Origin of the sequence: Bosea beijingensis (genome assembly GCF_030758975.1) — a bacterium.
GTDB classification, from domain to species: Bacteria; Pseudomonadota; Alphaproteobacteria; order Rhizobiales; family Beijerinckiaceae; genus Allobosea; species Allobosea beijingensis.
Genome location: NZ_CP132359.1, coordinates 349,003 through 374,340, shown reverse-complemented (window position 1 = coordinate 374,340; position 25,338 = coordinate 349,003). Strand labels below are relative to the sequence as shown.

Here is a 25,338-nt window from a genome sequence, read left to right as displayed (position 1 = left end):
GTGCAATATCGGTCAGCAAAAAGCGCGGGGCGCCATGCCGTGACCCGGAAACCACTGCCGCAGCGTCGCCGCGGCGGGGGCCTCAGCTCTTCTTCTTGTCGTCGGTCGCGGCGACGCGGGTGCCCGGCTCGGCGGGTTTCGCCGGCTTGTCCTCGATCGCGAGCGTCTCGACGCCCGGTGTGGTGACGAGGAAACCGGCTATCGCATCCATCGAGTCCGACGCCGCCTTGGCGACGATCGTGCGATCGATGCCGGCCCAGGGATCGGAACCGCCGCTGCGCTTGCCGATGCTCTCGCCCTGGACGCGCTGGGCTCGCTGCTTGGTCGAATCGTAGACGTCCCAGACGAAGGCGAGCGCGGTCTGGCCGTCCTCGGTGGGCTGGGCGGTGAGGTAGCCCTTGACCCGGAAGCGCGCCGGCTTGTTGCCGGGGACGATCTCCATCTTGCGCTCGGCCGCGGCCTCGCCGAGCAGGCCGGCGAAGCTGGTGGTGACGTCCTCGGGCGCGCCGGAAATGCTCTGGACGGAGACGGGGACGCCGGGCGCATCGACGCGCGGGCGAGCCGCGGTCTGGGTGGTTTCCTGGCAGCCAGCGACAGCGAGCGCCAAAACCGGCCCCAGAACGAGGCCGCTAAAACGGTTGATCATGACGCCTCCCGCCCTTTGGGCTGTGGACTGCTTCGAGATTCCCTGCTCGCCCGTTCTAGGCTCAACGGATGACGAGGTCCAGATCGGGCAGGTTGAGCGCCTCGGCGCCGCCTTCGCCGACCAGATAGGTCCGGCCAAGGCACATCGCGGTTTCGCTGGCGGAATCCATCAGGATCATGTGAGCGAACATCACCATGCCCGGCACGATCGGCCAGTCATTGGCCCCATAGAACATCGGCCAATCCATCCAGGACGGGGTGAACTTGGCGCCCAACGAATAGCCGCAGGCATTGAGTCGGTGCTGCGCCAGGCCATGCTCGTCGAAGATTCGGGCATGGGCGGCGAAGACGTCACCGGCCGTGCGCCCAGGCTTCAATTCGGCCTCGCAAGCCAGCAAGGCGTCGCGGGCGGCGGCATGATAGGGGCGGTGGAGCGGGCGCGGCTCGCCGACGACGACGGTGCGCATCGCGGCGACATGATAGTGCCGGTCGGTGCCGGCGAATTCGAGGGTGATCTGGTCGTTGGCATCGAGCCGGCGCCGGCCGGATTTGTAGCGGCAGAGCAAGGCGTCGCGGCCGGAGCCGATGATGAACTCATTGGCGGGATAGTCGCCGCCGCCCGCGAAGATCGCATTGTGCTGGGCGGCGAGAATCTCGCCCTCGTCGGCGCCGGCCCGGATCGCAGCGAGCGCCGCGCGGTCGGCGGCATCGGCCAGCACGGCGGCGCGCCGGACATAGGTGATCTCCTCCGCCGATTTCACGGCGCGCAGGCGGGTGACGATCAGCGAGGCGTCGGTGAGATCGGCCTGCCCGGCGAAGCGGGCTTCGAGCTTGCGATAGTTCGAGGCGACGAGGCCGTAGGATTCGAACTCGACGCCGATGCGCTTGCCAGCGAGGCCGAGATCGCGGTTCAGGGTGAGGAGATCGGCCGTCGGGTCGGCGTCGCGGCCGTCCTTCCAGATGCGGATGTCTGTGAGGTTCGAGGTCTGCTGGGCCTGCCGAAGATCGGCGGAACGAGTCAGGAGCGCCATGGTGCCGTCGGCTTTGACGACGAGGCACTGGAAGAAGCAGAAGCCGAAGGTGTCGTAGCCGGTCAGCCAGAACATCGATTCCTGCTGGAACAGGAAGAGCGCATCGAGCCGGTCCTTCCGCATCGCGGCCAGCAAGGCATCGCGGCGGCGGGCGAATTCGGCGGGCGTGAAATGCAGGGCCATGGCGCGTTCCTCCGGATGGTCGCGCATGTGATCGTGCCGAGGCCTTGCGGGCAAGCCCGACAACCGGTCGCAATTGCGGCCCCCGCGCGGGCTGCCTATAGGCTGTCCTCAGAGAGTTTCGCGCCTCTGGAGCATCAGACTGAATACCGTACTCAGTCCGATGCTCCAGATCTTTGAATTTGCATCGGCTTTTCCCGAAAACCGCGTCACACTTTTCGGGCCGATGCTCTAAGGGAGAGAGCCATGGTGAACCCCGGCAACCGCATCCTCGACGATATCGCCCGTCTCGCCACGGATGCCGCAGGCGCGGCGCAGGGCGTGCGGCGCGAGGTCGAGACGGTGGTGAAGACCCAGATCGAGCGGCTGCTGCGTGATCTCGACGTCGTCGCCCGCGAGGAATTCGAGGCGGTGCGCGAGATGGCGCTGATCGCCCGCGAGGAGAACGACAAACTCGCTACCCGGCTGAAGGCGCTGGAGGAGAAGCTCGGCAAGGCCTGAGACTCGTCCGGGGTTGTGTGGAAAGCGCGCCCCGGTTGCCCTCAGGTTATGTCCACAGCCATGTGCTGTGGACAGCCCTCCAGAGGGATTGAGCCCGCCGGCCGAATCCGCGGAGCTTGGCGCCGTGTTGGGAGCGTCACAGCGCCTGCGCTATCGTCGGTGGAAAGAATTGATTCGTCGGGCGGATTCGTCTTGCCGCGCCGGATGGGAGCCTCTTTTCAGAGGCTCCGGAGGTGTGTTGCGTTCCTTCGGCTTTCCAGTCGCCGTGTTCCTCTTCTCGAACGCGCCGGGGCTCTCGCTCCGGAAGGTGGACCTTAGGGCATGATAGACCTCGATATGGATGCCGAGCTGGATCGGCCTTCCAACCCGCTCGACCTGTTTGAACGCCTCGCAGCACTCAATGACTGGTCCTTCGATCGCGACAGCGAGGACGAGCTTTCGGTTTCCGTGACCGGCGGCTGGTCGGAGTATCACGTCGCGATCACCTGGCTCGCCGAGGTGGAGGCGCTGCATATCGCCTGCGCCTTCGATCTCAAGGTACCGGAGCGGCGGCGCAGCGAGGTGCTGCAACTCGTCAGCCTCGTCAACGAGCAGCTCTGGCTCGGCCATTTCGACCTGTGGAGCAGCGAAAGCGTGGTGATGTATCGCCACGGCCTGCTGCTCTCCGGCGGGGCGGAGCCGACCGAGGAACAGGCGGCGGCGCTGGTCAAGGCAGCGGTCGAGGCCTGCGAGCGCTATTACCAGGCCTTCCAGTTCGTCGTCTGGGCCGGCAAGACCGCCAAGGAGGGCATGGAGGGGGCGATCCTGGAGACGGTCGGCGAAGCCTGATCCGCTGATTTCGCGCGAACGGGCTTGACCGGGCGGCTGCGGGACGGGAAGGCTCTCGGCCGTGAGCGTCCGGGCAGGGGCCTGCGGCGCGCCAAGCCTGTGAGGCCGCCATGTCGAACTCCCTTCCGCAATCGCTCGTGCTGATCGGCGCCGGCAAGATGGGCGGCGCGATGCTGGAGGGCTGGCTGCGCATCGGCATCGACCCGAAGGGCGTCAGCCTGATCGACCCCAAGCCGTCGGACGAGATGGTCGCGCTCGCCCAGGAGAAGGGCATGCGGCTCAATCCCTCGGCCAAGGAAATTTCCCCTGCCGATGTCGTCGTGCTCGCGACCAAGCCGCAGATGCTCGATACGGCTGCGCCTGCCGTGCAGGCTTTCATCCATCCCAGGACGCTGCTGATCTCGATCCTCGCTGGCAAGACGCTGGGCGATCTCGCTGCGCGCCTGCCCAATGCCAACGCGATCATCCGCGCCATGCCGAACCTGCCGGCGGCCGTGCAGCGCGGCGCCACGGCAGCGGCGCCCGGCAAGGGCGTGAGCGTGGCGCAGCGCGCCACGGCGGACGCGCTGCTCAGCAGCATTGGCAAGGTCGAATGGCTCGACGACGAGGGGCTGATCGATGCCGTGACGGCGGTGTCCGGTTCGGGGCCGGCCTATGTCTTCCATCTCGTCGAATGCCTGGCCGCTGCCGGCAAGGAAGCGGGGCTGCCGGCCGATGTCGCGGAGCGTCTGGCGCGGGCGACGGTGGAAGGCGCCGGCGAATTGCTGTTCCAGTCGCCGCTGCCGCCCGGCACGCTGCGCCAGAACGTGACCTCGCCGGGCGGTACCACCGCTGCCGCGCTCGAGGTGCTGATGGCCGAGGACGGCATGAAGCCATTGATGCGCAAGGCCGTGGCTGCCGCGAAACGTCGCGCCGGAGAGCTTTCGGGTTGAATGGCCTTCCGCCTGCCACGATAGCGGCCTAACCTCCGCTCATTGCGAAGCGAGAGGAGCTGCCCATGGCCCGCAAACCCGTTTCCGCCCCGCCCGAGGCGGCGCAGCCAAAGCCGGCCGCAAAGCCGGTCGATCCGCGCAAGCGCGCCGTCGATGCGCTGATGACGCTCGCGGCTGAACGGCCCTGGGACCAGATCGAGCTGCCGGATATCGCGACCGAAGCCGGCCTGACGCTTTCGCAGTTGCGCGGGCTGTTCCCGTCCAAGCTTGCGATGCTCGGCGGGGTTACCCGCATCGTCGACGATGCCGTCCTGGCCGATACCTCCAACGACCTCGCGGGCGAGCCGGTCAAGGAGCGCATGTTCGACCTCGTCATGCGCCGGCTCGATGCGATGGCGCCCTACAAGGCGGGCCTGCGCAAGATCGCGCCCGCCATCCGCCGCGATCCGCTGGCGCTGGCGGCGCTCAATCGCGGTGCCGTCAATTCCTGGCGCTACATGCTGGCCTCGGCCGGCATCCAGACCGAGGACGCACTCGGCCACCTGCGGGTGCAGGGCGCCGTGCTGCTGATGGCGCGCGTTTCCGAGGCCTGGCTCGACGATGACGAGCCGGAACTGTCGAAGACCATGGCGCGGCTCGACCGCGAACTGAAAACGGCGGGGCGCATCATGGCGCGTGCCGAGGACGTCCACAGGCTGACGGCGCCGTTTCGCGGGCTGGCGCGGGCGATCTGCTCCGGGCGGCCGCTGAAGGCGCGCCGACGCGAACGCGCCTCGGATCGCGGCGAGGACAAGGAGGATTACGCGCCGGCGATCTGACGCTGAGCGCACGAAATATGGCGAAACTGCGCCAATGTTAAGCGGGCCTTAGCCAATTCTGCGCAAATGAGGGGAATCCCCTATCGCGCAGGATACGCGAATGTCGTTCACCCGGAAGCTTGCGACCCTCTCGATCAGCCGTTCCTTCGGTCTGATCGCCGCCCTGGCCGTGCTGATCGCCGTCGGCGCCGTCGGCTACACGCTGAATGCCGCCCGCAACGAGATGATCAATCTCAAACGGGCGGAGATGAAGAATGCCGTCGAGTCTGCCGCGACCACGGTGAAAGGCTATCTGGCGCGCGTCCAGAGCGGCGAGCTGAAGGAAGACGACGCCAAGAAGCTGGCGATGGATGCCCTCGGTAGCGCGCGCTTCGACGGCGGAAACTACTACTTCCTGATCAATTACGACGGCATCAGCGTCCTGCACGCAAACAAGAAGATCCAGTCGACCGACATGCGTCCGCTCAAGGATGCGGACGGCAAGTTCTTCGTCCAGGACATGATCGCGCTGGCGAAGGCGAAGACCGAGGGCTTCGTCGACTATGGCTGGCTGAAGGCCGGCGACAAGGAGCCTTCGCTCAAGATCTCCTACATCATCGGCGTTCCGCAGTGGCAGTGGGTGGTCGGCTCCGGCCTGCATGTCCAGGACGTCGATGCGGCGTTCATGGGTATGGTCGCCGGCGTCGCCAAGGTCCTGGTGCCGCTCGGCCTCATCATGCTCGGCCTCGTGATCGTGCTGAGCCGTCGCGCGTCGGGCATGCTGCACTCGGTGCGCGGGTCGATGGAAGGTCTGGCTGCCGGCCAGCTCGACACCCCGATCGCGCATCAGGAACGCTCCGACGAGATCGGCGCCATGGCGCGGACCCTCGTCGTCTTCCGTGACGCCGCCCTCGCCAAGGAGGCGATGGAAGCCGACAAGATCCGCATGGAGGAGGAGGCCGCCGGCCACCGCCACGCCGCCGATGGCGAGCGCCGCCGCAACGAGGCCGATCGTGCCGAACAATCCCGCGTGCAGGCCGATGTGGTCCATGCGCTCGGCCAGGGCCTGGAGCGCCTCTCGGACGGCGACCTGACCTATCGGATCGAGGAGGCCTTCTCGGCCGAGTACGTCAAGCTGAAGGACGATTTCAACGGCGCCATCGCCAAGCTCCAGGACGCGATGCGCCAGATCGCGACCAATACCGAGAGCATGAAGGCCGGCTCCACCGAGATCAGCCAGGCGGCCGACGACCTCGCCAGCCGCACCGAGCAGCAGGCCTCTTCGGTCGAGGAGACGGCGACGGCGCTCGATGAGCTGACCGCAACGGTCCGCCAGACCGCCGAGAGCGCGCGCCTCGCCAACCAGGCGACGGAGCAGGTCAAGACCGAGGCCGAGCAGTCGACCAGCATCGTTCGCGATGCGGTGACGGCGATGGGCGGCATCGAGAAGTCCGCCCAGGAAATCTCGCAGATCGTCGGCGTGATCGACGAGATCGCCTTCCAGACAAACCTGCTCGCGCTCAACGCCTCGGTCGAGGCGGCGCGGGCCGGCGACGCCGGCAAGGGTTTCGCCGTCGTCGCTTCCGAGGTGCGGGCGCTGGCGCAGCGTTCCGCCTCCGCCGCCAAGGAGATCAAGACCCTGATCGACGCCTCGACCATCGAGGTCGAGAAGGGCGTCCAGCTCGTCGGCCAGACCGGGGGGGCGCTGCAGCGCATGGCCTCCGAGATCACGCGCGTCACCACGCTGGTCGCGGAGATCGCCGGGGCCGCGCAGGAGCAGGCTTCGGGCCTACAGGAGGTCAATTCTGCGGTTGGCGAGATGGACCAGGCGACGCAGCAGAACGCCGCGATGGCGGAGCAGTCGACCGCCGCTGCGCATTCCCTCTCACAGGAAGCTGACCGGCTGTCCTCGCTGGTCGCCCGCTTCCAGCTTGGCGGCGATGTTGCCCGGCTCAAGGCGATCTCGCAGACGATGCGGGCCGCGGTCGCTTCGGCGCCGCGCCCGGCGGTTCCGCGGGCCAAGGCGGCCAACGGTGCTGCTCCGGCGCCCAAGGCCGGTGCGCGCGACGACGGCTGGGCCGAGTTTTGAGCGAGCCTTCCGCCCCGGCCGCGCAGATCGGCTTCGACGACTTCCTGAAGGTCGACATCCGTGTCGGCACGATCGTCGAGGCCGAGCCCTATCCAGAGGCGCGCAAGCCGTCGATCAAGCTCGTCATCGATTTCGGCGGCACGATCGGCCGCAAGAAATCCTCGGCGCAGATCGCCAAGCACTACCGGCCGGAGGATCTCCCCGGTCGGCAGGTCCTCGCGGTGGTGAATTTCCCGCCGCGCCAGATCGGCAGGTTCATGTCGGAAGTGCTGACGCTTGGCATCCCCGATGCCGAGGGCGAGGTCGTCCTGATCGGGCCGGGACACGAGGTACCGATCGGCGGGCGGCTCTTCTAGGCGGCCACAGACCACAGGCCGGTCTGCAAGGCGGTTGGTGCGAATTCCGGCGCCGACCAGCGCAGGCGGAGTGCGCCGGGACGGCGCCAGCCACGCTTCACATGGAAGCGCCACAAGCGTTCGGTGCCATCGAGGCGGACCAGCTCCGGACCCTGCCAGACGATTTCCGCCTCGCCCTGCAATTGCAGCAGGCTGCCGGTCGCGAAGTCGACGAAGAGCAGCGCGGCGCGCGACTCCTGCAGCAGGTTCCCGAAGGTATTGAAGTAGCTGTTTCCGGCGAAATCCGGGATGGTGAGGGTGTCGCCGTCGATGCGGCCGAGCCGGTCAGCGGCCTTCTGCGCATCACCGCGCCGCTCTCCTTCGGCCGGCGGCATGTCACGCTCCTGGTCAGCGAGTTCCTCGATCGTTATCCGCAGGTGCAGGTCGAGCTCGTGCTGGCGGATCGCAATCTCGACCTGATCGAGGAGGATCTGCAGCTCGCCGTCCGGATTGGGACGCTACCGAATTCCGGGTTGCTGATGCGCAAGGTCGGAGAGGTTCGGCGCATCCTCGTGGCTGCGCCGTCCTATCTCGCGAATTGTCCGCCGCTCAGACGCCCGGCCGACATCGCCGCGCAAGAGACGATCGCGAGCGTTGCCGCCAACCAGACGCTGACCTGGCGCTTCGGCGGGCCGCGCTCGGGAGCGCGGTCGTGCTGACGAAGCGTCTGATCGTCAACGAGGCGGAATCGGTGCTGATCGCGGCGCGGGCAGGGCGCGGGCTGGCTCGGGTCCTGTCCTATCAGGCGGCGGATGATCTCGCTGCCGGAACGCTGGTGCGCCTGCTGTCGGAGTTCGAGCCACCGCTGCTGCCGGTGCAACTCGTGGTGCCGGGCGGCCGGCAGCCGGCACCCCGTGTGCGCGCCTTCATCGACCATGCCGTGGCGCGCTTGCCGGAACTCGCGCCGATCGGAGCTGGTGCTAGCGCAGCGAGCCCGCAAAGCTCGTGATGGCGGAGACGACCTGGCCCTCGCGGCCGATGAAGCCGTGATAGGCGCGGGCCTGGCAGGGATCGCCTGTCGAGCTGCCGCCATCGATCCAGATCAGGCGCGCCTTGCCGCCGGTCCATTGCTGGAAGGTGACCGCCGATTCGGGCAGCGTCAGGCGGCAGCTATCCTGCTTATGGTGGATGATGAGCGTCGGAGGCAGCCTTGCGGGATCACCGATCATGCCGCGCGCGCCGTCAAGGATCGATGAGGCGAAGACGACGCCGTCCGGCCGGGCCGCGAGCGTATCGGCGACCTTGAGGGCGCCCCGACTCATCGCCACGACGATGACGCGGGGCGCGATGCCACGCATGTATTCCACAGCCTTGGCCGGATTGGCGCCGGCATCGAGCGTGATACTGGCGATGCCGTTGCGGGCGTAGGCGCCACGGGTGCGCACGATCCAGTTGCCGCTGCGCGCAACGCTGCCATCCGCGCCGACGCCGATATTGCCGTCGCCGCCCGTCAGCAGCACGAGCCCGGCGCGCGCCTTGCCGGCCGGCTTGTTGAGGAGGGCACGGCCTCCGCCGAAGAAGCTTCCTCCGAGATCGATGACCTCCTCGGCCTGTGCTGTGGGGGCCGCCAGCAGCATGGCTGCGGCGAGGGAAGCCAGAAATCGTCTCAGGAACCGCATGTCGGGTCTCCCCTTGCGTCACCCGGAGACTAGCGCCCGGTTTTCGCTGCTGTCGAGCGAAACTGCGTTTCTAGACCGGGAGCCGAACGGTCGCGCGCAGGCCGCCCAGCGGCGAATCGGCCAGCATGATGTCGCCGCCATGGGCGCGCGCGATGTCGCGGGCGATAGCGAGGCCGAGGCCCGTGCCGCCGCCATCGACATTGCGGGCTTCGTCGAGCCGGAAGAAGGGGCGGAAGACGTCCTCGCGTTGATCCAGCGGGATGCCGGGGCCGTCATCGTCGACCATCACGATCAGGTAGCGGGCATCATGGGTCGCCCGGATCGCGATGCGGTCGCCGTAGCGGGCGGCGTTCGAGACGAGATTGGTGAGCAGGCGGCGGAAGGCATCCGGGCGGATCACGACGAGCGGATCGCCCTCGACCGTCAACCCGGTCTGGTGACCCTGCCGCTCGGCATCGGATTTCAGCTCTTCCAGCAGGGAGCGGATGTCGGTCTCGACCGCGGTCTCGCCGGCATCGCCGCGGGCGAAGGCGAGATAGTCCTCGAGCATGCGGCTCATCTCGTCGACATCCTTCTCCAGCGCCTCGATCTCCGAGGAGCGCTCCATCAGGGCGAGCGAGAGCTTGAAGCGGGTGAGTATGGTGCGCAGGTCGTGGCTGACGCCGTTCAGCATCGTGGTGCGCTCGCCGATCGAGCGCTCGACGCGTCGCTTCATCTCGATGAAGGCATTGCCGGCGCGGCGGACCTCGCGGGCGCCGCGCGGCCGGAAATCGGCGTCGCGGCCCTTGCCGAAAGCTTCGGCCGCGTCGGCGAGCTTCAGGATCGGGCGAATCTGGTTGCGCAGGAACAGCACCGCGATGGTCAGCAGGATCAGCGAGGTCCCGATCATCCAGAGCAGGAAGATGTGGCTGTTCGAGGCATAGGCCGAGTTGCGCCGCGTCAGGATGCGCATCACGTCCTTGCCGAGCTTGATACGGATCTCGATCAGGCTGGAGCGGCCGACCGTGTCGAGCCAGAAGGGGCGGGCGACCTGTTGGGAAAGCTCCGTCGAGAGCGCGTTATCGAGCAGCGAGAAGAACGGGCGCGGGCCCGGCGCCGGCAGGTCTGAATCGGCGATGATGTCGAGGTCCATGCCGAGCCGCTCGGCGGCGATGCGCGACAGCGTCGTGGTGTCGGCATCCTGCGGATAGCTCTCGTAAACATCGATCAGCATGGCGATGTCGGCGGAGACGGCCGAGGACAGACGCTGCGTCACCGTCTGCCAGTGCCGCTCCATGAAGACATAGGCGATGACCGATTGCAGCAGCACGACCGGGGCGATGACGATGACCAGCGCACGCGGATAGAGCCCCTTGGGCATATAGCGCGCGACGATCTGCAAGGGCCGTCCGATACGCTTGACGGTCGGCCGCACAGCCTTGCCCAGGCTTTCGAGCGCGTGCTCCAGCAAGGCGTAGACGCGCGCCAGCGTACGTGCGGCGGAGCGCAGCACGGTCGGACCTTTCCTGCCGGGTTGCAGCGGTGTCACGTCCGGTCCGTCACCAGCCTGTAGCCGACGCCACGCACGGTCTGGAGATAGAGCGGGTCGGTCTGGTCGCGCTCGACCTTGCGGCGCAGGCGATTCATCTGGACATCGACGGTGCGGTCATTGGCGGCGGAGCCCTGCGCGGCCAGTTCCTCGCGCGGGACGACCTCGCCGGCGCGCTCCGCCAGTGCAGTCAGGATCTCGCGCTCGCGCTCGGTCAGGCGGATCGTCTCCTCGCCCTTGCGCAATTCGCCGCGCGCCAGCCCGTAGATGAAGGGGCCGAAGCGGACGAAATCAGGCCGCGTGCCGGATTGCGCGGCCTCGACGACCAATGTGCGCTTGAGGATGTTGCCGAGCCGGAGCAGCAATTCGCGGGGCTCGAATGGCTTGGAGAGATAGTCGTCGACGCCGATCTCGAGGCCGTTGATGCGGTCCTTGCCGTCGGCGCGGGCGGTCAGCATCAGGATCGGCACTGTCGAGCCGTCGCGGAAGCGCCGCGCGAAGTCGAAGCCGTTCTCGCCGGGCATCATCACGTCGAGCACGATCGCGTCGAAGACGAGATTGCCGAGCCGCGTATCGGCCTCGGCTGCATTGGCGGCCGTCGTCACCCGGTAGCCGTTATCGCCGAGGAAGCGCCCCAGCAATTCGCGCAGGCGCCGGTCGTCATCGACGACGAGGACATGCGGGGCTTCGTCAGGCAGGGGCTTGCGGGCCGGCTTCGCCAGGGTCTCGGTTGCGATCATCTCGCGCCTTTCTCCTGCGCCGGTTGGACCCGGCGCTCTCGCGGTGCAGGGTTCCCATAGCATAACGCAGGGAGCCGGTCGCCGCTAAGACGGCATGACGATCGTTCTTGGATAGCGCTACCCTTGTCATTCCGGGGCTTCGCGCAGCGAAGAACCCGGAACCCACGACCGGGCGAGCGGCTAACGACTTGGGGTCGAATGTCTCACCGAGTCGTGGGTTCCGGGTTCGCGCCTGCGGCGCGCCCCGGAATGACACGGGGTGCAGCCGAGATTCCTAAGCCTTGTCGAGAAGGCGCTCCACCTTCGGCCGCTCGGCCGGGTCGATCAGCGCGGCGAGATAGCGTGCCGCGACGGCTGCGGTCTCGGGGGCGGCGCCTTCGAGCGCGCGGTTGATGCGCTTCGCCTGCAGGCGAACGAGGCGCAGCGCCAGGTCCTGGCCCGAGGCCGTGGTGTGGAGATGACGCTGGCGCTTGTCCTGCCGGCCGGTTCGCTGCTCGATATAGCCCTTCTCGACGAGCTCCTTGAGCACGCGGTTCAGGCTCTGCTTGGTGATCTGCAGGATGTCGAGCAATTCGGCGATGGTCAGGCCCGGCCGGCGCTGGACGAAGTGCAGGACGCGGTGATGCGCCCGGCCAAAACCGTAATCGGCGAGGATGCGGTCGGGGTCACCGACGAAGTCGCGATAGGCGAAGAACAGGAGTTCGATCAGGTCGTGCGGCACCGCCTCGGAGGAGGGCCTGAGCGGCAGGTCGTCAGCGTCGGAAGGGGATGGGGCCAAAACGCGAGTCCAAAAATTTGGGTCAGCCTTATTGACATATCTCAGACGCAAGATTACCGGTCAAGGGCGTTGAGCGAACGATTATTTCAAAGCGTCGCGTTGCAACGCAGCTTCAGACCCGCGCTTGCGTTCCGAAAACGGCTGTGCCCGAGTTCCGGAAACGAGCACCCAGGAGAAGGTCCATGTCAGTCATTCCTTTCGACCAGCGCGATGGCGTCATCTGGTTCGACGGCAAGCTCGTGCCGTGGAAGGACGCCCGCATTCACGTACTGACCCATGGACTGCACTACGGCTCGTGCATCTTCGAGGGCGAGCGCTCCTATGACGGCGTGATCTACAAGAGCACCGAGCACTCGCAGCGCTTCCACAAGTCGGCCGAGATCATGGATTTCACGATCCCCTACTCGGTCGCAGAGCTCGACGAGGCCAAGTATCTCTGCCTGAAGGAGAACAACCTGAAGGACGCCTATATCCGCCCGGTCGCCTGGCGCGGCTCGGAGATGATGGCGGTCTCCGGCATGAACAACAAGATCCACACCGCGATCGCCGTGTGGGAATGGCCGAGCATGTTCGACATGGCGGCGAAGCTGAAGGGCATCCGCCTCGACGTCGCCGATTACCGCCGGCCCGATCCGGCCTGCGCGCCGGTTCATGCCAAGGCGGCGGGCCTGTACATGATCTGCTCGCTCTCCAAGCACAAGGCCGAGCGCGCCGGCTATGCCGACGCGATGATGCTCGACTGGGAAGGCAATGTCGCCGAATGCACCGGCGCCAATATCTTCTTCATCAAGGACGGCGTGATCCACACCCCGCTGGCCGACCGCTTCCTGAACGGCATCACCCGCCAGTCGGTGATCGACCTCTGCCGCCAGCGCGGCTTCGAGGTGGTCGAGCGACGCATCCGCCCGGAGGAGCTGGAAAGCTTCAACGAGTGCTTCATCACCGGCTCGGCCGCCGAGGTGACGCTGGTCTCCGAAATCGGCCCGTACAACTTCATCACCGGCAACATGGGCAAGGTGGTGATGGAGGACTACTCGGCCGCGGTGCGCTCGCAGTCGAAGGCGGCGTGAGGCTCGGCCTTTCGTAACGACAATGTCATGCTCGCCCTTGTGGCGAGCATCCACATCTTGGACACGCCCCTCGACTCATGAAGACGTGGATGGTCGGGACAAGCTCGACCATGACGGCAGGCGTCGGGCCCCTACTTCTCCCGGCTCTGGAACAGCGTGATCCAGTCGTCGCCGGGGATGAGGCGGCATTCGCTCATCCTGCTGAGCTGCAGCACGGCAAAGCGCGTCCCGTTCCAGCCATAGGAGCCCGACGAGCCGCAATCGCCGATGCCGCGGCCCTTCGCGAAGAACATCACCCGCCCCGTCTTCGGGTCGAAATCGGCGTTGACCAGCTCATTGCCGGGCTTGTCGCTATTGCCCTCGAAAGCGGCCGGCTTCGCCTTGGCGACATCGCGGCCCGGCACGAGCCAGAACTGGCTCGCGACATTGTAGGCGCCGCGCGAGCAGGCGACCACGACGAGGTTCGTGGCGTCGTTCAGGGGCCAGGCCCCGTCGCTATCGGTGAAGCCTTCAGGGGTGTCCTCGCAGGAATCCGGCTCCCGCCGGTTCAGTTCGGCGCGCAACGCCTTGGCCAGTGCGGCGGCCGGATCTTTGGCGAACGGCCTGCCGGCGGGAGGTGTCGTGGCGACGAGTGGCGGCTCCGCCGCTGCCGGCACGGTGCCGGCCGTGCCCTTGCGGATCAACGCGGAGGGGGTGTTCAGGCGTCCCTGCTGCTCGTCGATCCAAAGCATCGCGGCAACCGAGCCGCCGAGCGACAGCTTGAAAGTCTGCTTCTCGATCCTGGCCGTCAGGACGGTGGCCTTGCGGGCGGCACCGATCAGGGCGTCGACATCGGCGGGGGCGAAGGCGATTTCGGCGGTTTCGCCGTCATTGCTGCTGCCCTGGAGACGGCGACCTGCCGCCGGAAACGGCGCGCCGTCCAGTGCCAGCTCGATCTCGAAGCGGGGCTTGAGCTTCTGCCGTCGCAGCTTGAGGGCGAGGGACGGAGTGCCTTCCGGCCCGGCCGCGCGATCGAGCCGCAGGAAGGCGACCTCGTCGTCGGCCTCGTTCGGCAACGAAAGCGCCGTGCAGACGCGGATATTGTCGCAGCCGGCGACCCAGTCGCGGAAGGTCTTGATCTGGCCGATCTCGGCCCGGGCCGGGGCGATCAGGGCCAGCGACAGGAGACATGCGGCGAGCCCGTGCTCAACCCCAGCGTTTCGCCGCATCGTCGTCATCCGCCTTGGCTTCGACCCAGCCGCCGAGCGTGCCGTCGGCGCGATGCTCGCGCTTCCAGAACGGGGCGCGGGTCTTGAGATAGTCCATCATGAAATCGGCGGCCTCGAAGGCGGCGCGGCGATGGGCGGAAACCGCCAGCACCAGCACGATCTGCTCGCCCGGCTTGACCAGCCCATAGCGGTGGATCGCGACGAGGCCCATGAGCGGCCAGCGCCCGGCCGCCTCGGTGGCGACGCGGGCGATCTCGGCGTCGGCCATGCCGGGATAATGCTCGAGTTCCAGTGCGGCGAGCGTGCCGGCCTCGTCGCGGCACAGGCCCGTGAAGGAAACGACGGCGCCGATATCGGCGCGGCCGGCCGAGAGCGCGTCGATCTCGTCCTGAAGCGAGAAATCCTCGCGCTGGATGCGGACGAGAGGCGTCATCACCGGCTCAGCCGCCGGTCATCGGCGGGAAGAAGGCGATCTCGCGGGCCTGGCCCAGCCGGGCCTGGGGCTTGGCATGGACATGGTCGAGCGCAGCGCGCACGACCGTCTCGTCGGCGAAGGCCGCCTCGTAGCCCTCGCCGCGTGCCTTCAGCCAGCGCACGAGGTCGGCGATGGTGGCGAGGTCGGAAGGGATGTCGAGCGTCTCCTCGGGCAGGCCGACGCGCTCACGCACCCAGGCGAAATAGACGATGCGGACGGGCCGTGTGCCCGCCGTTGCCGTGGCGGTCGCGCTGCTCATGGCGTGCGCTCGTCCTCTGCGACGAGATGGCGGATGCCGGCGTTGAAATAATCCCAGCCGGTGTAGATCGTCAGGCCGGCGGCGGCCCAGAGCAGGACGATTCCAATCGTGGTGTTGCCGGGCAGGACCTTGTCGCCAGCCGGGCCGACGACGAGGAAGCCGAGCGCGAAGAGCTGCGCCGTCGTCTTCCACTTGGCGACCTTGCTGACGGGGACGCTGACCTTGAGGTCGGCGAGGAACTCGCGCAGGCCGGAGACCAGAATCTCGCGGCAGAGGATCACGATCGCGGCCCAGAGCGTCCAGCCCTCGATCTGGCCGGTATAGACCAGCATCAGCAGCAGGGCGGCGACGAGCAGCTTGTCGGCGATCGGATCGAGCATGCGGCCGATCGCCGATTGCTGGCTCCAGGCCCGGGCGATGTAGCCGTCCAGATAGTCGGTGATGGCGGCGGCGGTGTAGATGCCCAGGGCGAGCCAGCGCATCCAGTCGTCGCGCGGCCAGAACAGGATCGCTACCAGGGCCGGGATCGCCAGGATCCGCCCGTAGGTGAGGAGGTTGGGCAGCGACCAGGGGCCGCGCCGCCTGATGGCGTCTGGAAGAATCGTCACGTCGAACACCAAAGCAATCCGGCCATCGCAGCGTCAACACGCAACAGCGTGAATGTGGCAGAACTTCGCGACCACGTCGCCTTCGGACGCAAGCGTCCGAAGGCGAAAAACGTGCTCGCTATCGACAAAATGGAGCATTGCTGCTGCGAAAAACCGGTTCCCACTTTTTCGCGCAATGCTCTACGCATCGTGAAAGAAATCATGCACGGCCTTGGCCGTTGCCGCATTGACGCCCGGCGTTCGCATGAGGTCGTCGAGCTTGGCGCGCTGGATCGCCTTCACCGTGCCGAAATGCAAAAGCAGCGCGCGCTTGCGCGAGGGGCCGATGCCGGGGATTTCGTCGAGCGGGTTCTTCATCGTCTCGCGCTTGCGCTTGGCGCGGTGGGTGCCGATAGCGAAGCGATGTGCCTCGTCGCGCAGGCGCTGGATGAAATAGAGCGCGGGATCGCGTGGCTGCAGCTTGAAGGGCTCCTTGCCCGCCATGTGGAAGGTCTCGCGCATCGCATTGCGATCCTCCCCCTTGGCGATGGCGACGAGCGGGATGTCGGCCGCACCGAGCTCCTGCATGATCCTGAGTGCGGCGCTGAACTGGCCCTTGCCGCCGTCGACGATGACGAGATCGGGACGGGAGGGGAAGCCGTCCTCGTCCTTGCGCGGCTTCGGCGCCTTGCGAGCCTTTTTCGGGGGAACCTCTTCCTGAACAGCGCCGTCAGGCATCTCTCCGGGGAGGCCCGCCGCGGCTCCGTCAGCCCCTGGAGCATCCGTCGAGACGGCCGCATTCGCGGCCTCCTCAGGATGAGGGCTCAGGGAAATGCCTTCTTCCTTCGCCAGCTTCGCGAACCGCCGCGTCAGCACCTCGCGCATCATGCCGAAATCGTCGCCGGCGATGGTGTCGGTCGAGATATTGAAGGTGCGGTACTGGTTCTTCACGAAGCCGTCCGCCCCGGCGACGATCATGCCGCCGACCGCGTTCGTGCCCATGATGTGCGAGTTGTCGTAGACCTCGACCCGGCGCGGAGCCGTGTCCATGCCGAAGGCGGCGCCGAGCGCGGCGAGCAGCGATTGCTGCCCGGCATTCTCGGCGAGCTTGCGGGAGAGCGCCTCGCGGGCGTTCTTCACGGCATGGGCCATCAGGTCGGCGCGCTCGCCGCGCTTGGGATGAGCGACCTCGACCTTGCGGCCGGCGCGGGCCGAGAGCGCCTGCCCGATCAGCTCGATCTCCTCGACCGGATGCGAGAGCAGCACGAGGCGCGGTGGCGGCTTGTCGTCGTAGAACTGGGCGACGACGGAAGCGAGCACCTCGGCCGGCGTCAGGGAGCGGTCGGCGCGCGGGAAGAGGGCGCGATTGCCCCAGTTCTGATGGTTGCGGAAGAAGAAGATCTCGACGCAGAACTGTCCCGCCTGCTCGTCGATGGCGAAGACATCAGCTTCCTCAACCCCTTGCGTGTTGATGTCCTGCCCGGCCTGCACGGCCGAGAGCGCTGCCAGGCGGTCGCGATAGCGCGCTGCCTTCTCGAATTCGAGATCCTCCGCCGCGGCCTGCATGCGGGTGGACAGGAGCTGCTTAACCGCCGAGGAGCGGCCGGAGAGGAAGTCGCGGGCCTGGCCGGCGAGCGCCTGATATTCGGGGATCGAGATTTCGCCGGTGCAGGGGCCGGCGCAGCGCCTGATCTGGAAGAGCAGGCAGGGGCGGGTGCGGTTCTCGTAGAAGGAATCCGAGCAGGTGCGGATCAGGAAGGCCTTCTGCAACGCGTCGATGGTGCGCGTCACCGCCCAGACCGAGGCGAAGGGGCCGAAATAATCGCCCTTGCGATGACGCGAGCCGCGGTGCTTGGCGAGCGCGGACGCCTCGTGGTCGCCGGTCAGCAGGATATAGGGGAACGACTTGTCGTCGCGCAGCAGTACGTTGTAGCGCGGCCTGAGCTGCTTGATCAGATTCGACTCCAGCAGCAGCGCCTCGGTCTCGGTGCCGGTGGTGACGAACTCCATGTTCGCCGTCTCGGCGATCATCCGGGCGACGGCATTGGTATGCGCCATGCCGCGGGCATAGGAGGTCACGCGGTTCTTCAGGCTCTTGGCCTTGCCGACATAGAGCACCTCGCCGGCGCGATCGAACATCCGGTAGACGCCGGGCCGGTTCGGCAGGTGTTTTGCGAATTGCTGGATGACCTCGATGCCTGCCTTCAGCGCGCCGGGCGCAGCCTCCGCAAGGACGAGCGCAGGCTCGGCGGGGAGGGCGTTCTCCTCGTCCTCGAACTCGTCCTGGGGCAGATCGTCCTGGCGTTCGCGATTCATGGTCTCCATGTAGGATGCCGCAGCCGCTTCGTCATGTCAGGAGAGGCGCGGTTTGCTGCGTCACATGAGCGGTCGCATCCCGCACGTAGAAAGCCAATGTGGAATTGAGGACGACGATCGTTTTTTGACGGTTGTTTCTCGTTGTTCAGGTGGCTGATTTTCGTTTTCCCGGAGCGGCATCTTCGTTGTCGATTTGACATCGGTCCAGATGGTCCCTATCTCTTGATCTCGATTTAGGCCTGATGACTTGGCCATTCGTGCCGCTTGAGCGCGACATGCTGACGATTTTCTTCCTCTAATCGAATTCGCCGCCGCATGTTTTCCATGGGGCTTGGACAAGCATGTTTGCGGGAGGCGCATATGGCTTCTGGTACGGTCAAGTGGTTCAATTCCACCAAGGGTTTCGGTTTCATTCAGCCTGACGATGGCGGGCAGGACGTTTTCGTCCATATCAGCGCTGTCGAGCGCGCCGGTCTGCGCGATCTGCGCGACGGCCAGAAGATCTCCTACGAGATCGTTCAGGACAAGCGTTCGGGCAAGAGCTCGGCCGACAACCTGCGGGCTGAATAACTGCCGCGGGAGCGGAACGACGACGCTTTGCGGCGACCACGGATGTACCGGCGCCACGACACGATGTTTCGCACCAGCGGTTGATGGAGGGTCGGGACAACAAGCCCGGCCCTTTGTGCTTTCTGGAAAGGATGACCATGCAAGTTCTCGTTCGGGACAACAATGTCGAGCAGGCGCTCCGCGTTCTGAAGAAGAAGCTGCAGCGCGAAGGCGTGTTCCGCGAGATGAAGCAGCGCCGCGAATACGAGAAGCCGTCCGAGCGCCGCGCCCGCGAGAAGGGCGAGGCTGTTCGCCGCGCCAAGAAGGCGGCCCGCAAGCAGGCGCAGCGCGAGGGCCTTCTGCCGGCGCCGAAGCGCAAGCTGCCGGTCGGCAAGGGTCGCCCCGGAGCGGGACCGGGAGCCGGGGCGCCGCGTCCTCCTTCCGTCTGATCGGCGCAGACCGATCAACGCCCGTCGCGTGAGGAGTTTCGCATGTCGAGCCGCAACATGAAGCTGGACGAGATCGCTGCGCGGGCGCAGGAAGCTCTTGCGACGACCGAGCAGCGCCGAAAGGATGCCCTCGACGCCTGGCAGGCGGTCGAGGATCAAGCCAGCGCTGCCCGACTCAAGACCGAGAAGCTGCGGGCGCTTCGTCTTGCGCGGGATGCCGAAGAGGCTGCCGCCAAGGCGGTCGCCCCGATCAGCAAGGCGGTCGTGAAGCGCCCGAGCCGGGTCGCCGCGAAGTCGCTCTGACGCTTCGGCCGTGCATATCCCTGGCCGGGCGCCAACTACGCGCCGCGGCCGCATTGGACTGCTGCTGCGTCGCGATCAAGCAGAGCTGTGAAGGGCCGGCCGCAGCCGGTGCTGCGCGTTTCATTGCAGCCGATCTGGCCGATCAGGCCGCAGCTTCTTCCTCGACCCAGTCCTGAACGATGGCCGTGTTGGCGTGGATGCAGATGAGCTCCAGCCGCCCCGGGCCGATGTTGACGAATTTATGCGGGATTCCGGCGGGGCCGACCACGATCGCCCCGGCGCCGGCCCGCAGCTTTTCCCGGCCGACCGTGAATTCCGCCTCGCCGGACCGGATCACCCAGGTTTCCGAATAGGGATGGATATGCAGGCCCGGTCCCTGGCCCGGCTCGTTGTCGACCAGGAAGAACGAGACCTGCGAGCCATAGCCGCCGCCCTCGAATTTCGCCGTCCGGCTCGTGCCGTTGCGCAGGATGTCGCTGTCGATCGCCGTCGTCATCACCGTCTCCTCAAAATTATCTTTGTGCAAAGATAATTATCGAGCGGTATCTTCCTGTCAAGATATCTCTTGGCGCAGCACGCGCATTGAGGCAGAGGAAGGGCGAGGGAAGGCAGGCGATGACGAAAATGGATCATGTCGAGCGGGTCAGGGCGCAATGGGCCCGCGAATTGCCGGATCTCGATACGACGCCGACCGCGATCCTTGGGCGGGCCTACCGGCTGTCCAATCTTGTGCGGCCGAGCATCGAGGAGACGTTCGCGGGGTTTGGTCTCGATCGCGGCGAGTTCGACGTCATCAGCACCTTGCGCCGCAGCGGGCCGCCCTATCGGCTGACGCCGACGGCGCTCTATCGTTCGCTGATGATCACCTCCGGCGGCCTGACACACCGGCTGGGGCGGCTGGAGAAAGCCGGGCTTATCCGTCGCGAGAAATCGCCGGAGGACGGCCGCAGTCTCCTCGTCGTCCTGACGGAGCTGGGCTTCCAGCGCGCCGAGGAGGCGCTGCGCGCCGACATGGCGAGCGAGGCGCAATTCCTCGCAAGCCTCGACTCGGACAAGCGGGCGACCCTTGCGGGGCTCCTGAAGGAGCTTCTGGCGACGCTCGAAAGTGAAGCACGGCCGGAGCGGCAAGGATGATTCCGGCCAGGCCCGGCCGCATCATCCTGCTCAACGGCGCGTCGAGCAGCGGCAAGTCCTCGCTGGCACGCGCCATCCAGGCGCGGATCGACACGCCGTTCTGGCATATCTCGATCGACCATCTCCGCGATTCCGGCGTGTTGCCGAGCGCCCGGATCAGGAGCGGCGAATTCGACTGGCGGACCATGCGAGAGGCCTTCTTCCTCGGCTTCGAGCGCTCGCTCACCGCCTATGTCGAGGCCGGCAACGATCTCATCGTCGAGCACATCATGGAAAGCGAGGCCTGGCTGCTGCGGCTGGCCGATGCGTTTGCCGGGCAGGACGTGTTCTTCGTCGGTGTCCATTGCGCGCTGGAGGAGCTGGAGCGACGTGAGCGCGAACGCGGCGACAGGCCGGTTGGCGACGCGCGACGCGACTTCCATCGCATCCATTCCTACTGCCTCTACGATGCCGAGGTGGATGCGATGCAGGATCGCGACGCCAATGCCGATGCGGTCATCGCGGCGTGGCGGGCGCGGATGCGGCCTTCGGCCTTTGAACGATTGCGCGAGCGCAGCAACCGCGGCTGATCGAGGCCCGGCGACCGGCTTGTCATGTCATCGACGCGCCAGCACCGGCCGCGAATGCAGGGCGAGGGGACTGCCGTCGGCCTCGGGCTGCGCCAATATGAGGGGAGACAGGCCCGTGCCGCTCTCTACCGAGGATCGAAACCCATGTCCCAGTCCGGCAGCGTTCGCATCATTCTCGCCTCGCGCCCCGAAGGGCGCCCGAGCCCGCAGAATTTCCGACTGGAGCGGGCCGCGATCCCGGCGCCCGCCGAGGGGCAGGTGCTGCTCAAAATCCTCTATCTCTCGCTCGACCCCTATATGCGCGGGCGGATGAGCGCGGCGAAATCCTATGCTGCGGCGACCGAGATCGGGCAGCCCATGGAGGGCGGCACCGTCGGCGAGGTGATCGAGAGCCGCGACCCGGCCTTCAAGCCGGGCGATATCGTGCTCTCGCATTCCGGCTGGCAGTCCCATGCGGTGGCGAACGCTGCGCAGTTGCGCAAGCTCGATCCGAAAGCCGCGCCGCTGACGACGGCGCTCGGCGTGCTCGGCATGCCCGGTTTCACCGCTTATGCCGGGCTGCTCACCATCGGTCAGCCCAAACCTGGCGAGACGGTGGTCGTCGCGGCGGCGAGCGGGCCGGTCGGTTCGGCGGTCGGCCAGATCGCCCGGATCAAGGGCGCGCGAGCGGTCGGCATCGCCGGTGGTCCCGAGAAATGCGCCTTCGTGCGCGACACCTTCGGTTTCGATGCGGTGATCGACCATCGCGATCCCGACATGGCGGCCAAGCTCGCGGCGGCCTGCCCGGATGGCATCGACGTCTATTTCGAGAATGTCGGAGGTCATGTCTGGGATGCGATCTTCCCGTTGCTCAACACCTTCGCGCGCATCCCGGTCTGCGGTCTCGTCGCGCATTACAACGCGAGTGGAGAATTCCCGGGGCCTGACCGTTTGCCGGGGATGATGCGGCAGGTGCTGTCGAAGAGCCTGACGATCCGCGGCTTCATCCAGCGCGAATTCGCGGCAGCGCAAGCGCCGACCTTCAGGGAGGAGATGGCGCGCTGGATCACCGAGGGCGCGGTCAAGTACAAGGAAGACATCGTCACCGGGCTGGAGAACGCGCCCGAGGCCTTCATCGGGCTGCTGGAGGGCAAGAATTTCGGCAAGCTGATCGTCGAGCTCTGAGCGCCTGATCCAAACTTGAGCCCTCATCCTGAGGAGCCATTCCCTCGGGAATGGCGTCTCGAAGGATGTTTCAGGAGGCTCAGGGTTATCTGGAGCATCCTTCGAGACGCCGCTTGCGCGGCTCCTCAGGATGAGGGCTTCGAGCTTGCGTTCTGAGGCAGGCTGTCACGCGCCGGCCTTTTTCCTTGACCATTGAGCGGGGGCGCGGCCATCTCGCCCCGCCTGCCACTGGACTTCGCCATGCCCGTCTTCGCCATTCCTTTCCCGATGATCGACCCCGTCGCGGTTCAACTCGGGCCGCTGGCGATCAAATGGTATGGGCTTGCCTATGTCGTCGGACTGCTCGGCGGCTGGTGGTATGCGCGCAAGCTCGTGGCCTCCGATGGCCTTTGGGGCGGTCGCGCAAGGCCGCAACCGGTCGAGCTCGACGACATGCTGCTCTTCGTCGCCTTCGGCGTCGTGCTCGGCGGGCGCATCGGCTTCGTGCTGTTCTACGATCTCGCGCGCTATCTCGAACGGCCGCAGGACATCTTCGCGATCTGGCAGGGCGGCATGTCCTTCCATGGCGGGCTGATCGGCGCGACGCTCGGCCTGTGGCTCTTCGCCAGGCGGCGCGGCTATCCCGCTCTGTCGGTGTTCGATCTCGCCGCCGCTGTGGTGCCGATCGGACTCATGCTCGGGCGCATCGCCAATTTCATCAATGGCGAGCTCTGGGGCCGGCCGGCTCCAGATTTCCCCTATGCCATGGTCTTCCCGAATGGCGGGCCGCTGCCGCGCCATCCGAGCCAGCTCTACGAGGCTTTCGCCGAAGGCCTCCTGCTCTTCATCCTGGTGAACCTGCTGGTCCGGGCCGGCGGCTTCAAGCGGCCGGGTTTCGTCGCAGGCGTGTTCGGCATGGGCTATGCGGTCGCCCGGATCGTCTGCGAGTTCTTCCGCGAGCCCGATCCGCAGCTCGGATTCCTGTTTGGGACATCGGTCGATGCGCTCTCGGGTGGTATCACCATGGGCATGCTGCTGTCGCTGCCGGTGTTCTTCGCCGGCCTGTGGCTGGTGCTGCGCAGCCGGCGCGAGACGCCCGGCGAGGCGCGGGCGTGACCACGCTCAAGGCCGAGATCATCGATTTGATCCGGCAGGAGGGGCCGATCGGCATCGGCCGCTACATGGGGCTGGCGCTCGGCCATCCGCGCCATGGCTATTACATGACGCGCGATCCCTTTGGGGCCGAGGGCGATTTCACCACGGCGCCCGAGATCAGCCAGATGTTCGGCGAACTGATCGGGCTCTGGGCGGCTCATGCCTGGCAGGCGATGGGCGCGCCGGCGCGCTTCCGGCTGGTCGAGCTCGGGCCCGGACGCGGCACACTGATGGCCGACATGCTGCGTGCGACGCGGATCGTGCCGGGTTTCCACGCGGCGCTGTCGGTTCATCTCGTCGAAACCAGCCCGGTGCTGCGCACCCGGCAGGCGGCGGCGTTGAAAGGGTTCGAGCCGGTCTGGCACGACACGGTTGCGGATGCGCTCGACGGCCCGGTGATCGCGGTCGCCAATGAGTTCCTCGATGCCCTGCCGCTCGATCAGTTCGTGATGACGCAGGACGGGTGGCGCGAGCGATTGGTCGGGCTTGGCGATGATGGCGATCTCGCCTTTGGCTTGTCCGCCGCGGGAGAGAGCACGCCGGCGCTTGCCGCGCCAGTGGGCTCGGTGTTCGAGCAGCCATCGATTGCCCTCGATATCGTCGTGCAACTAGCCGGCCACATCGATTCGGCAGGCGGTGCGGCGTTGCTCATCGACTATGGCTCGATGCGCTCAGGCTTCGGCGATACGCTGCAGGCGATGAAACGACATGAGTTCGTCGCTCCGCTGGCGGAACCCGGCGAGGCGGATCTCACCGTCCATGTCGACTTCGAGCGGGTGGGGCAGGCCGTCCTCAAGGCAGACGCCGCCCTGCACGGGCCGGCGACGCAGCGCGATTTCCTGGTCGCGCTGGGGTTGCCGCAGCGGGCACAGGCCTTGTCGCTCAAGGCGAACCCCGAACAGCGGGCCGCAATTTCTGAGGCCTTCGATCGCCTGATCGCGCCGGGCGAGACCGGGATGGGGGATTTGTTCAAGGTTCTCGCGCTATCGCAGCGGAACCTGCCGCCTCTGCCCGGATTTGACCTTCATCGGCTGCCAGATCGGGGCTGAACCCAGCGGGGCCGCTCGCGGCCGCGCGCTAACCGGACCGCCACGCCCATGTTCATCACCGCCCGCGAACTCGCCGGAGAAGCCGGCATCCGTCACGCCTTCTTCACCCGCGAGGGCGGCGCCTCGACCGGAATCTATGCATCGCTGAACGGTGGGCTCGGCTCGGCCGATGATCCGGCGGCGATCCGCGAGAACCGAGTGCGGATGGCGCGCCATCTCGAAGTGACGCCGGACAACCTGATCAGCCTCTACCAGGTCCATTCCGCCGATGTGGAAGTGGTGACCGGCCCCTGGCCGGGCGATCGCCCCAAGGCCGATGCCATGGTGACGACGGCCTCGCATGTCGCGCTCGGCGTCTCCACTGCCGATTGCGGGCCGATTCTCTTCGCCGATGGCGAGGCACGGGTGATCGGCGCAGCTCATTCCGGCTGGAAGGGGGCCTTCACCGGCATTGTCGGCGCGACCGTGACGGCGATGGAGAAGCTCGGCGCGAGGCGCGAGCGCATCACCGCCGTGCTCGGCCCGACGATCAGCGCCAAGGCCTATGAGGTCGGGCCGGAATTCATCGAGCGCTTCAAGGCCGAGAACCGGACCTATGCGCGCTTTTTCACGCCGTCCGAGCGCGCCGCGCATGCGATGTTCGATCTCCCCGCCTTCATCGGCCTGAAGGCGCAGGAGGCGGGAATCGGCCGCTTCGTCGACATGGGCCTGTGTACCTATGGCGACGCGCAGCGCTTCTTCAGCTATCGCCGCACGACCCATCGCAGCGAGCCCGATTATGGCCGCCTGATCTCGGCGATCGTCCTCACTTGAACGATTAGCGGTTGAGCGGTGCGGCAGCTTATCGCACCGCTGCTGTCGATGCATCGTCCCGCTGCCGGGGGAATGCATCGCTTCTCGCGGGTGCATGTCCTTCAGGCGATGCATTGAGATGCGGGGCCCGAGATGGAACAGATCCTGATCGCCGGCGCGATCGGCGCGCTGAAGAACAAGGCGGCCTGAGCCAATC

General features: G+C 66.7%; 31 protein-coding genes. 18 read left to right on the top strand and 13 right to left on the bottom strand.

Annotated features, from left to right (window positions below):
* Nucleotides 1-82: 82 nt before the first annotated feature.
* Entirely contained in the window at nucleotides 83-646 is a 564-nt protein-coding gene (locus Q9235_RS01910) for a hypothetical protein (protein ID WP_306225114.1), read from the bottom strand.
* A 61-nt stretch (nucleotides 647-707) separates the two neighbouring features.
* A complete protein-coding gene (locus Q9235_RS01905; RefSeq protein ID WP_306228079.1) occupies nucleotides 708-1,859 on the bottom strand; it encodes a M24 family metallopeptidase in 1,152 nt (383 codons plus the stop codon).
* A 243-nt stretch (nucleotides 1,860-2,102) separates the two neighbouring features.
* On the opposite strand from Q9235_RS01905, the gene Q9235_RS01900 reads away from it, so the two are divergent.
* The 6 genes from Q9235_RS01900 (at nucleotide 2,103) to Q9235_RS01875 (ending at nucleotide 7,359) form a co-directional block, all read left to right on the top strand.
* Nucleotides 2,103-2,357: an accessory factor UbiK family protein gene (locus Q9235_RS01900; protein WP_306225113.1), complete on the top strand. Its 255-nt coding sequence runs from the start codon at nucleotides 2,103-2,105 to the stop codon at nucleotides 2,355-2,357.
* Nucleotides 2,358-2,678: 321 nt separating this feature from the next.
* On the top strand, nucleotides 2,679-3,185 hold the full coding sequence (locus Q9235_RS01895; protein WP_306225112.1) for a type III secretion system chaperone family protein: 507 nt from the start codon (nucleotides 2,679-2,681) through the stop codon (nucleotides 3,183-3,185).
* Between the two features lie 110 nt (nucleotides 3,186-3,295).
* Nucleotides 3,296-4,117, top strand: coding sequence for a pyrroline-5-carboxylate reductase (proC, locus tag Q9235_RS01890; RefSeq protein WP_306225111.1), 822 nt, complete (start codon nucleotides 3,296-3,298; stop codon nucleotides 4,115-4,117).
* Nucleotides 4,118-4,182: 65 nt separating this feature from the next.
* The gene (locus tag Q9235_RS01885; protein ID WP_306225110.1) at nucleotides 4,183-4,935 is read left to right on the top strand and encodes a TetR/AcrR family transcriptional regulator; all 753 of its coding nucleotides are present in this window, start codon (nucleotides 4,183-4,185) and stop codon (nucleotides 4,933-4,935) included.
* Between the two features lie 100 nt (nucleotides 4,936-5,035).
* Nucleotides 5,036-7,003 carry a methyl-accepting chemotaxis protein gene (locus Q9235_RS01880; protein ID WP_306225109.1) on the top strand — a complete coding sequence of 656 codons (1,968 nt, stop codon included), beginning with the start codon at nucleotides 5,036-5,038 and terminating at the stop codon, nucleotides 7,001-7,003.
* Nucleotides 7,000-7,359, top strand: coding sequence for a tRNA-binding protein (locus Q9235_RS01875; protein ID WP_306225108.1), 360 nt, complete (start codon nucleotides 7,000-7,002; stop codon nucleotides 7,357-7,359). Before Q9235_RS01880 ends, Q9235_RS01875 begins: the two co-directional genes overlap by 4 nt.
* Here the strand turns inward: Q9235_RS01875 and Q9235_RS01870 are convergent.
* Nucleotides 7,356-7,733, bottom strand: coding sequence for a pyridoxamine 5'-phosphate oxidase family protein (locus Q9235_RS01870; RefSeq protein ID WP_306225107.1), 378 nt, complete (start codon nucleotides 7,731-7,733; stop codon nucleotides 7,356-7,358). The two genes, Q9235_RS01875 and Q9235_RS01870, sit on opposite strands and share 4 nt — an antisense overlap.
* Here Q9235_RS01870 and Q9235_RS01865 point away from each other — a divergent pair.
* Both Q9235_RS01865 and Q9235_RS01860 read left to right on the top strand, forming a co-directional pair.
* On the top strand, nucleotides 7,617-8,057 hold the full coding sequence (locus tag Q9235_RS01865; RefSeq protein ID WP_306228077.1) for a LysR substrate-binding domain-containing protein: 441 nt from the start codon (nucleotides 7,617-7,619) through the stop codon (nucleotides 8,055-8,057). The genes Q9235_RS01870 and Q9235_RS01865 overlap by 117 nt on opposite strands.
* Nucleotides 8,051-8,347 carry a LysR substrate-binding domain-containing protein gene (locus tag Q9235_RS01860; RefSeq protein WP_306225106.1) on the top strand — a complete coding sequence of 99 codons (297 nt, stop codon included), beginning with the start codon at nucleotides 8,051-8,053 and terminating at the stop codon, nucleotides 8,345-8,347. Before Q9235_RS01865 ends, Q9235_RS01860 begins: the two co-directional genes overlap by 7 nt.
* On the opposite strand, the gene Q9235_RS01855 is transcribed toward Q9235_RS01860, so the two are convergent.
* The 4 genes from Q9235_RS01855 to Q9235_RS01840 form a co-directional block, all read right to left on the bottom strand.
* Nucleotides 8,319-9,017, bottom strand: coding sequence for an alpha/beta hydrolase (locus Q9235_RS01855; protein WP_306225105.1), 699 nt, complete (start codon nucleotides 9,015-9,017; stop codon nucleotides 8,319-8,321). The genes Q9235_RS01860 and Q9235_RS01855 overlap by 29 nt on opposite strands.
* A gap of 70 nt (nucleotides 9,018-9,087) precedes the next feature.
* Nucleotides 9,088-10,377 (bottom strand): ATP-binding protein, encoded by a 1,290-nt coding sequence (locus Q9235_RS01850; protein WP_422678338.1) that lies wholly within the window; start codon nucleotides 10,375-10,377, stop codon nucleotides 9,088-9,090.
* Between the two features lie 164 nt (nucleotides 10,378-10,541).
* Nucleotides 10,542-11,285: a response regulator gene (locus Q9235_RS01845; RefSeq protein ID WP_306225104.1), complete on the bottom strand. Its 744-nt coding sequence runs from the start codon at nucleotides 11,283-11,285 to the stop codon at nucleotides 10,542-10,544.
* A 274-nt stretch (nucleotides 11,286-11,559) separates the two neighbouring features.
* A complete protein-coding gene (locus Q9235_RS01840) occupies nucleotides 11,560-12,063 on the bottom strand; it encodes a MarR family winged helix-turn-helix transcriptional regulator (RefSeq protein ID WP_422678256.1) in 504 nt (167 codons plus the stop codon).
* Nucleotides 12,064-12,245: 182 nt separating this feature from the next.
* Between Q9235_RS01840 and Q9235_RS01835 the strand changes: the two genes are divergently transcribed.
* Nucleotides 12,246-13,133 (top strand): branched-chain amino acid aminotransferase, encoded by an 888-nt coding sequence (locus tag Q9235_RS01835; protein ID WP_306225103.1) that lies wholly within the window; start codon nucleotides 12,246-12,248, stop codon nucleotides 13,131-13,133.
* A 131-nt stretch (nucleotides 13,134-13,264) separates the two neighbouring features.
* On the opposite strand, the gene Q9235_RS01830 is transcribed toward Q9235_RS01835, so the two are convergent.
* The 5 genes from Q9235_RS01830 to uvrC form a co-directional block, all read right to left on the bottom strand.
* Nucleotides 13,265-14,341 carry a DUF1176 domain-containing protein gene (locus Q9235_RS01830; protein WP_306225102.1) on the bottom strand — a complete coding sequence of 359 codons (1,077 nt, stop codon included), beginning with the start codon at nucleotides 14,339-14,341 and terminating at the stop codon, nucleotides 13,265-13,267.
* The gene (locus tag Q9235_RS01825; RefSeq protein WP_306225101.1) at nucleotides 14,319-14,774 is read right to left on the bottom strand and encodes a molybdenum cofactor biosynthesis protein MoaE; all 456 of its coding nucleotides are present in this window, start codon (nucleotides 14,772-14,774) and stop codon (nucleotides 14,319-14,321) included. The genes Q9235_RS01830 and Q9235_RS01825 overlap by 23 nt, the downstream gene beginning before the upstream one ends.
* A gap of 7 nt (nucleotides 14,775-14,781) precedes the next feature.
* Nucleotides 14,782-15,075, bottom strand: a complete 294-nt coding sequence (gene moaD, locus Q9235_RS01820; RefSeq protein ID WP_306225100.1) for a molybdopterin converting factor subunit 1 — start codon at nucleotides 15,073-15,075, stop codon at nucleotides 14,782-14,784.
* Nucleotides 15,072-15,692, bottom strand: a complete 621-nt coding sequence (gene pgsA / locus Q9235_RS01815) for a CDP-diacylglycerol--glycerol-3-phosphate 3-phosphatidyltransferase (RefSeq protein WP_422678255.1) — start codon at nucleotides 15,690-15,692, stop codon at nucleotides 15,072-15,074. Before pgsA ends, moaD begins: the two co-directional genes overlap by 4 nt.
* Before the next feature lie 171 nt (nucleotides 15,693-15,863).
* Entirely contained in the window at nucleotides 15,864-17,978 is a 2,115-nt protein-coding gene (gene uvrC / locus Q9235_RS01810) for an excinuclease ABC subunit UvrC (protein ID WP_306225097.1), read from the bottom strand.
* 360 nt (nucleotides 17,979-18,338) lie between these two features.
* On the opposite strand from uvrC, the gene Q9235_RS01805 reads away from it, so the two are divergent.
* From Q9235_RS01805 to Q9235_RS01795, 3 genes are all read left to right on the top strand, one after another.
* Nucleotides 18,339-18,548 carry a cold-shock protein gene (locus Q9235_RS01805; protein ID WP_306225096.1) on the top strand — a complete coding sequence of 70 codons (210 nt, stop codon included), beginning with the start codon at nucleotides 18,339-18,341 and terminating at the stop codon, nucleotides 18,546-18,548.
* A 137-nt stretch (nucleotides 18,549-18,685) separates the two neighbouring features.
* On the top strand, nucleotides 18,686-18,976 hold the full coding sequence (gene rpsU, locus Q9235_RS01800; protein WP_306225095.1) for a 30S ribosomal protein S21: 291 nt from the start codon (nucleotides 18,686-18,688) through the stop codon (nucleotides 18,974-18,976).
* Between the two features lie 42 nt (nucleotides 18,977-19,018).
* The gene (locus tag Q9235_RS01795; protein ID WP_306225094.1) at nucleotides 19,019-19,279 is read left to right on the top strand and encodes a transcriptional regulator; all 261 of its coding nucleotides are present in this window, start codon (nucleotides 19,019-19,021) and stop codon (nucleotides 19,277-19,279) included.
* Between the two features lie 142 nt (nucleotides 19,280-19,421).
* On the opposite strand, the gene Q9235_RS01790 is transcribed toward Q9235_RS01795, so the two are convergent.
* Entirely contained in the window at nucleotides 19,422-19,775 is a 354-nt protein-coding gene (locus Q9235_RS01790; RefSeq protein ID WP_306225092.1) for a cupin domain-containing protein, read from the bottom strand.
* 119 nt (nucleotides 19,776-19,894) lie between these two features.
* On the opposite strand from Q9235_RS01790, the gene Q9235_RS01785 reads away from it, so the two are divergent.
* The 6 genes from Q9235_RS01785 to pgeF all read left to right on the top strand — a co-directional run bounded on the left by Q9235_RS01785 (nucleotide 19,895) and on the right by pgeF (nucleotide 25,142).
* Complete coding sequence (locus tag Q9235_RS01785; protein WP_306225090.1) at nucleotides 19,895-20,413, top strand: MarR family winged helix-turn-helix transcriptional regulator; 519 nt, start codon at nucleotides 19,895-19,897, stop codon at nucleotides 20,411-20,413.
* Nucleotides 20,410-20,982, top strand: a complete 573-nt coding sequence (locus Q9235_RS01780) for a chloramphenicol phosphotransferase CPT family protein (RefSeq protein WP_306225088.1) — start codon at nucleotides 20,410-20,412, stop codon at nucleotides 20,980-20,982. Before Q9235_RS01785 ends, Q9235_RS01780 begins: the two co-directional genes overlap by 4 nt.
* A 144-nt stretch (nucleotides 20,983-21,126) precedes the next feature.
* The gene (locus Q9235_RS01775; protein WP_306225087.1) at nucleotides 21,127-22,146 is read left to right on the top strand and encodes an NADP-dependent oxidoreductase; all 1,020 of its coding nucleotides are present in this window, start codon (nucleotides 21,127-21,129) and stop codon (nucleotides 22,144-22,146) included.
* 240 nt (nucleotides 22,147-22,386) lie between these two features.
* Complete coding sequence (lgt, locus tag Q9235_RS01770) at nucleotides 22,387-23,241, top strand: prolipoprotein diacylglyceryl transferase (protein ID WP_306225086.1); 855 nt, start codon at nucleotides 22,387-22,389, stop codon at nucleotides 23,239-23,241.
* Nucleotides 23,238-24,329: a class I SAM-dependent methyltransferase gene (locus tag Q9235_RS01765; RefSeq protein WP_306225084.1), complete on the top strand. Its 1,092-nt coding sequence runs from the start codon at nucleotides 23,238-23,240 to the stop codon at nucleotides 24,327-24,329. The genes lgt and Q9235_RS01765 overlap by 4 nt, the downstream gene beginning before the upstream one ends.
* Before the next feature lie 48 nt (nucleotides 24,330-24,377).
* The gene (gene pgeF, locus Q9235_RS01760) at nucleotides 24,378-25,142 is read left to right on the top strand and encodes a peptidoglycan editing factor PgeF (protein WP_306225082.1); all 765 of its coding nucleotides are present in this window, start codon (nucleotides 24,378-24,380) and stop codon (nucleotides 25,140-25,142) included.
* The last annotated feature ends 196 nt before the right edge of the window (nucleotides 25,143-25,338 follow it).

Excerpts from the sequence above, each read along its gene's own strand:
- Q9235_RS01910 (WP_306225114.1), bottom strand. The coding sequence starts at position 646 with ATGATCAACCGTTTTAGCGGCCTCGTTCTGGGGCCGGTTTTGGCGCTC.
- Q9235_RS01905 (WP_306228079.1), bottom strand. The coding sequence starts at position 1,859 with ATGGCCCTGCATTTCACGCCCGCCGAATTCGCCCGCCGCCGCGATGCC.
- Q9235_RS01900 (WP_306225113.1), top strand. The coding sequence starts at position 2,103 with ATGGTGAACCCCGGCAACCGCATCCTCGACGATATCGCCCGTCTCGCC.
- Q9235_RS01895 (WP_306225112.1), top strand. The coding sequence starts at position 2,679 with ATGATAGACCTCGATATGGATGCCGAGCTGGATCGGCCTTCCAACCCG.
- proC (WP_306225111.1), top strand. The coding sequence starts at position 3,296 with ATGTCGAACTCCCTTCCGCAATCGCTCGTGCTGATCGGCGCCGGCAAG.
- Q9235_RS01885 (WP_306225110.1), top strand. The coding sequence starts at position 4,183 with ATGGCCCGCAAACCCGTTTCCGCCCCGCCCGAGGCGGCGCAGCCAAAG.
- Q9235_RS01880 (WP_306225109.1), top strand. The coding sequence starts at position 5,036 with ATGTCGTTCACCCGGAAGCTTGCGACCCTCTCGATCAGCCGTTCCTTC.
- Q9235_RS01870 (WP_306225107.1), bottom strand. The coding sequence starts at position 7,733 with ATGCCGCCGGCCGAAGGAGAGCGGCGCGGTGATGCGCAGAAGGCCGCT.
- Q9235_RS01855 (WP_306225105.1), bottom strand. The coding sequence starts at position 9,017 with ATGCGGTTCCTGAGACGATTTCTGGCTTCCCTCGCCGCAGCCATGCTG.
- Q9235_RS01850 (WP_422678338.1), bottom strand. The coding sequence starts at position 10,377 with ATGCCCAAGGGGCTCTATCCGCGTGCGCTGGTCATCGTCATCGCCCCG.
- Q9235_RS01845 (WP_306225104.1), bottom strand. The coding sequence starts at position 11,285 with ATGATCGCAACCGAGACCCTGGCGAAGCCGGCCCGCAAGCCCCTGCCT.
- Q9235_RS01835 (WP_306225103.1), top strand. The coding sequence starts at position 12,246 with ATGTCAGTCATTCCTTTCGACCAGCGCGATGGCGTCATCTGGTTCGAC.
- Q9235_RS01830 (WP_306225102.1), bottom strand. The coding sequence starts at position 14,341 with ATGCGGCGAAACGCTGGGGTTGAGCACGGGCTCGCCGCATGTCTCCTG.
- Q9235_RS01825 (WP_306225101.1), bottom strand. The coding sequence starts at position 14,774 with ATGACGCCTCTCGTCCGCATCCAGCGCGAGGATTTCTCGCTTCAGGAC.
- moaD (WP_306225100.1), bottom strand. The coding sequence starts at position 15,075 with ATGAGCAGCGCGACCGCCACGGCAACGGCGGGCACACGGCCCGTCCGC.
- uvrC (WP_306225097.1), bottom strand. The coding sequence starts at position 17,978 with ATGAATCGCGAACGCCAGGACGATCTGCCCCAGGACGAGTTCGAGGAC.
- Q9235_RS01805 (WP_306225096.1), top strand. The coding sequence starts at position 18,339 with ATGGCTTCTGGTACGGTCAAGTGGTTCAATTCCACCAAGGGTTTCGGT.
- rpsU (WP_306225095.1), top strand. The coding sequence starts at position 18,686 with ATGCAAGTTCTCGTTCGGGACAACAATGTCGAGCAGGCGCTCCGCGTT.
- Q9235_RS01795 (WP_306225094.1), top strand. The coding sequence starts at position 19,019 with ATGTCGAGCCGCAACATGAAGCTGGACGAGATCGCTGCGCGGGCGCAG.
- Q9235_RS01790 (WP_306225092.1), bottom strand. The coding sequence starts at position 19,775 with ATGACGACGGCGATCGACAGCGACATCCTGCGCAACGGCACGAGCCGG.
- Q9235_RS01785 (WP_306225090.1), top strand. The coding sequence starts at position 19,895 with ATGACGAAAATGGATCATGTCGAGCGGGTCAGGGCGCAATGGGCCCGC.
- Q9235_RS01780 (WP_306225088.1), top strand. The coding sequence starts at position 20,410 with ATGATTCCGGCCAGGCCCGGCCGCATCATCCTGCTCAACGGCGCGTCG.
- Q9235_RS01775 (WP_306225087.1), top strand. The coding sequence starts at position 21,127 with ATGTCCCAGTCCGGCAGCGTTCGCATCATTCTCGCCTCGCGCCCCGAA.
- lgt (WP_306225086.1), top strand. The coding sequence starts at position 22,387 with ATGCCCGTCTTCGCCATTCCTTTCCCGATGATCGACCCCGTCGCGGTT.
- pgeF (WP_306225082.1), top strand. The coding sequence starts at position 24,378 with ATGTTCATCACCGCCCGCGAACTCGCCGGAGAAGCCGGCATCCGTCAC.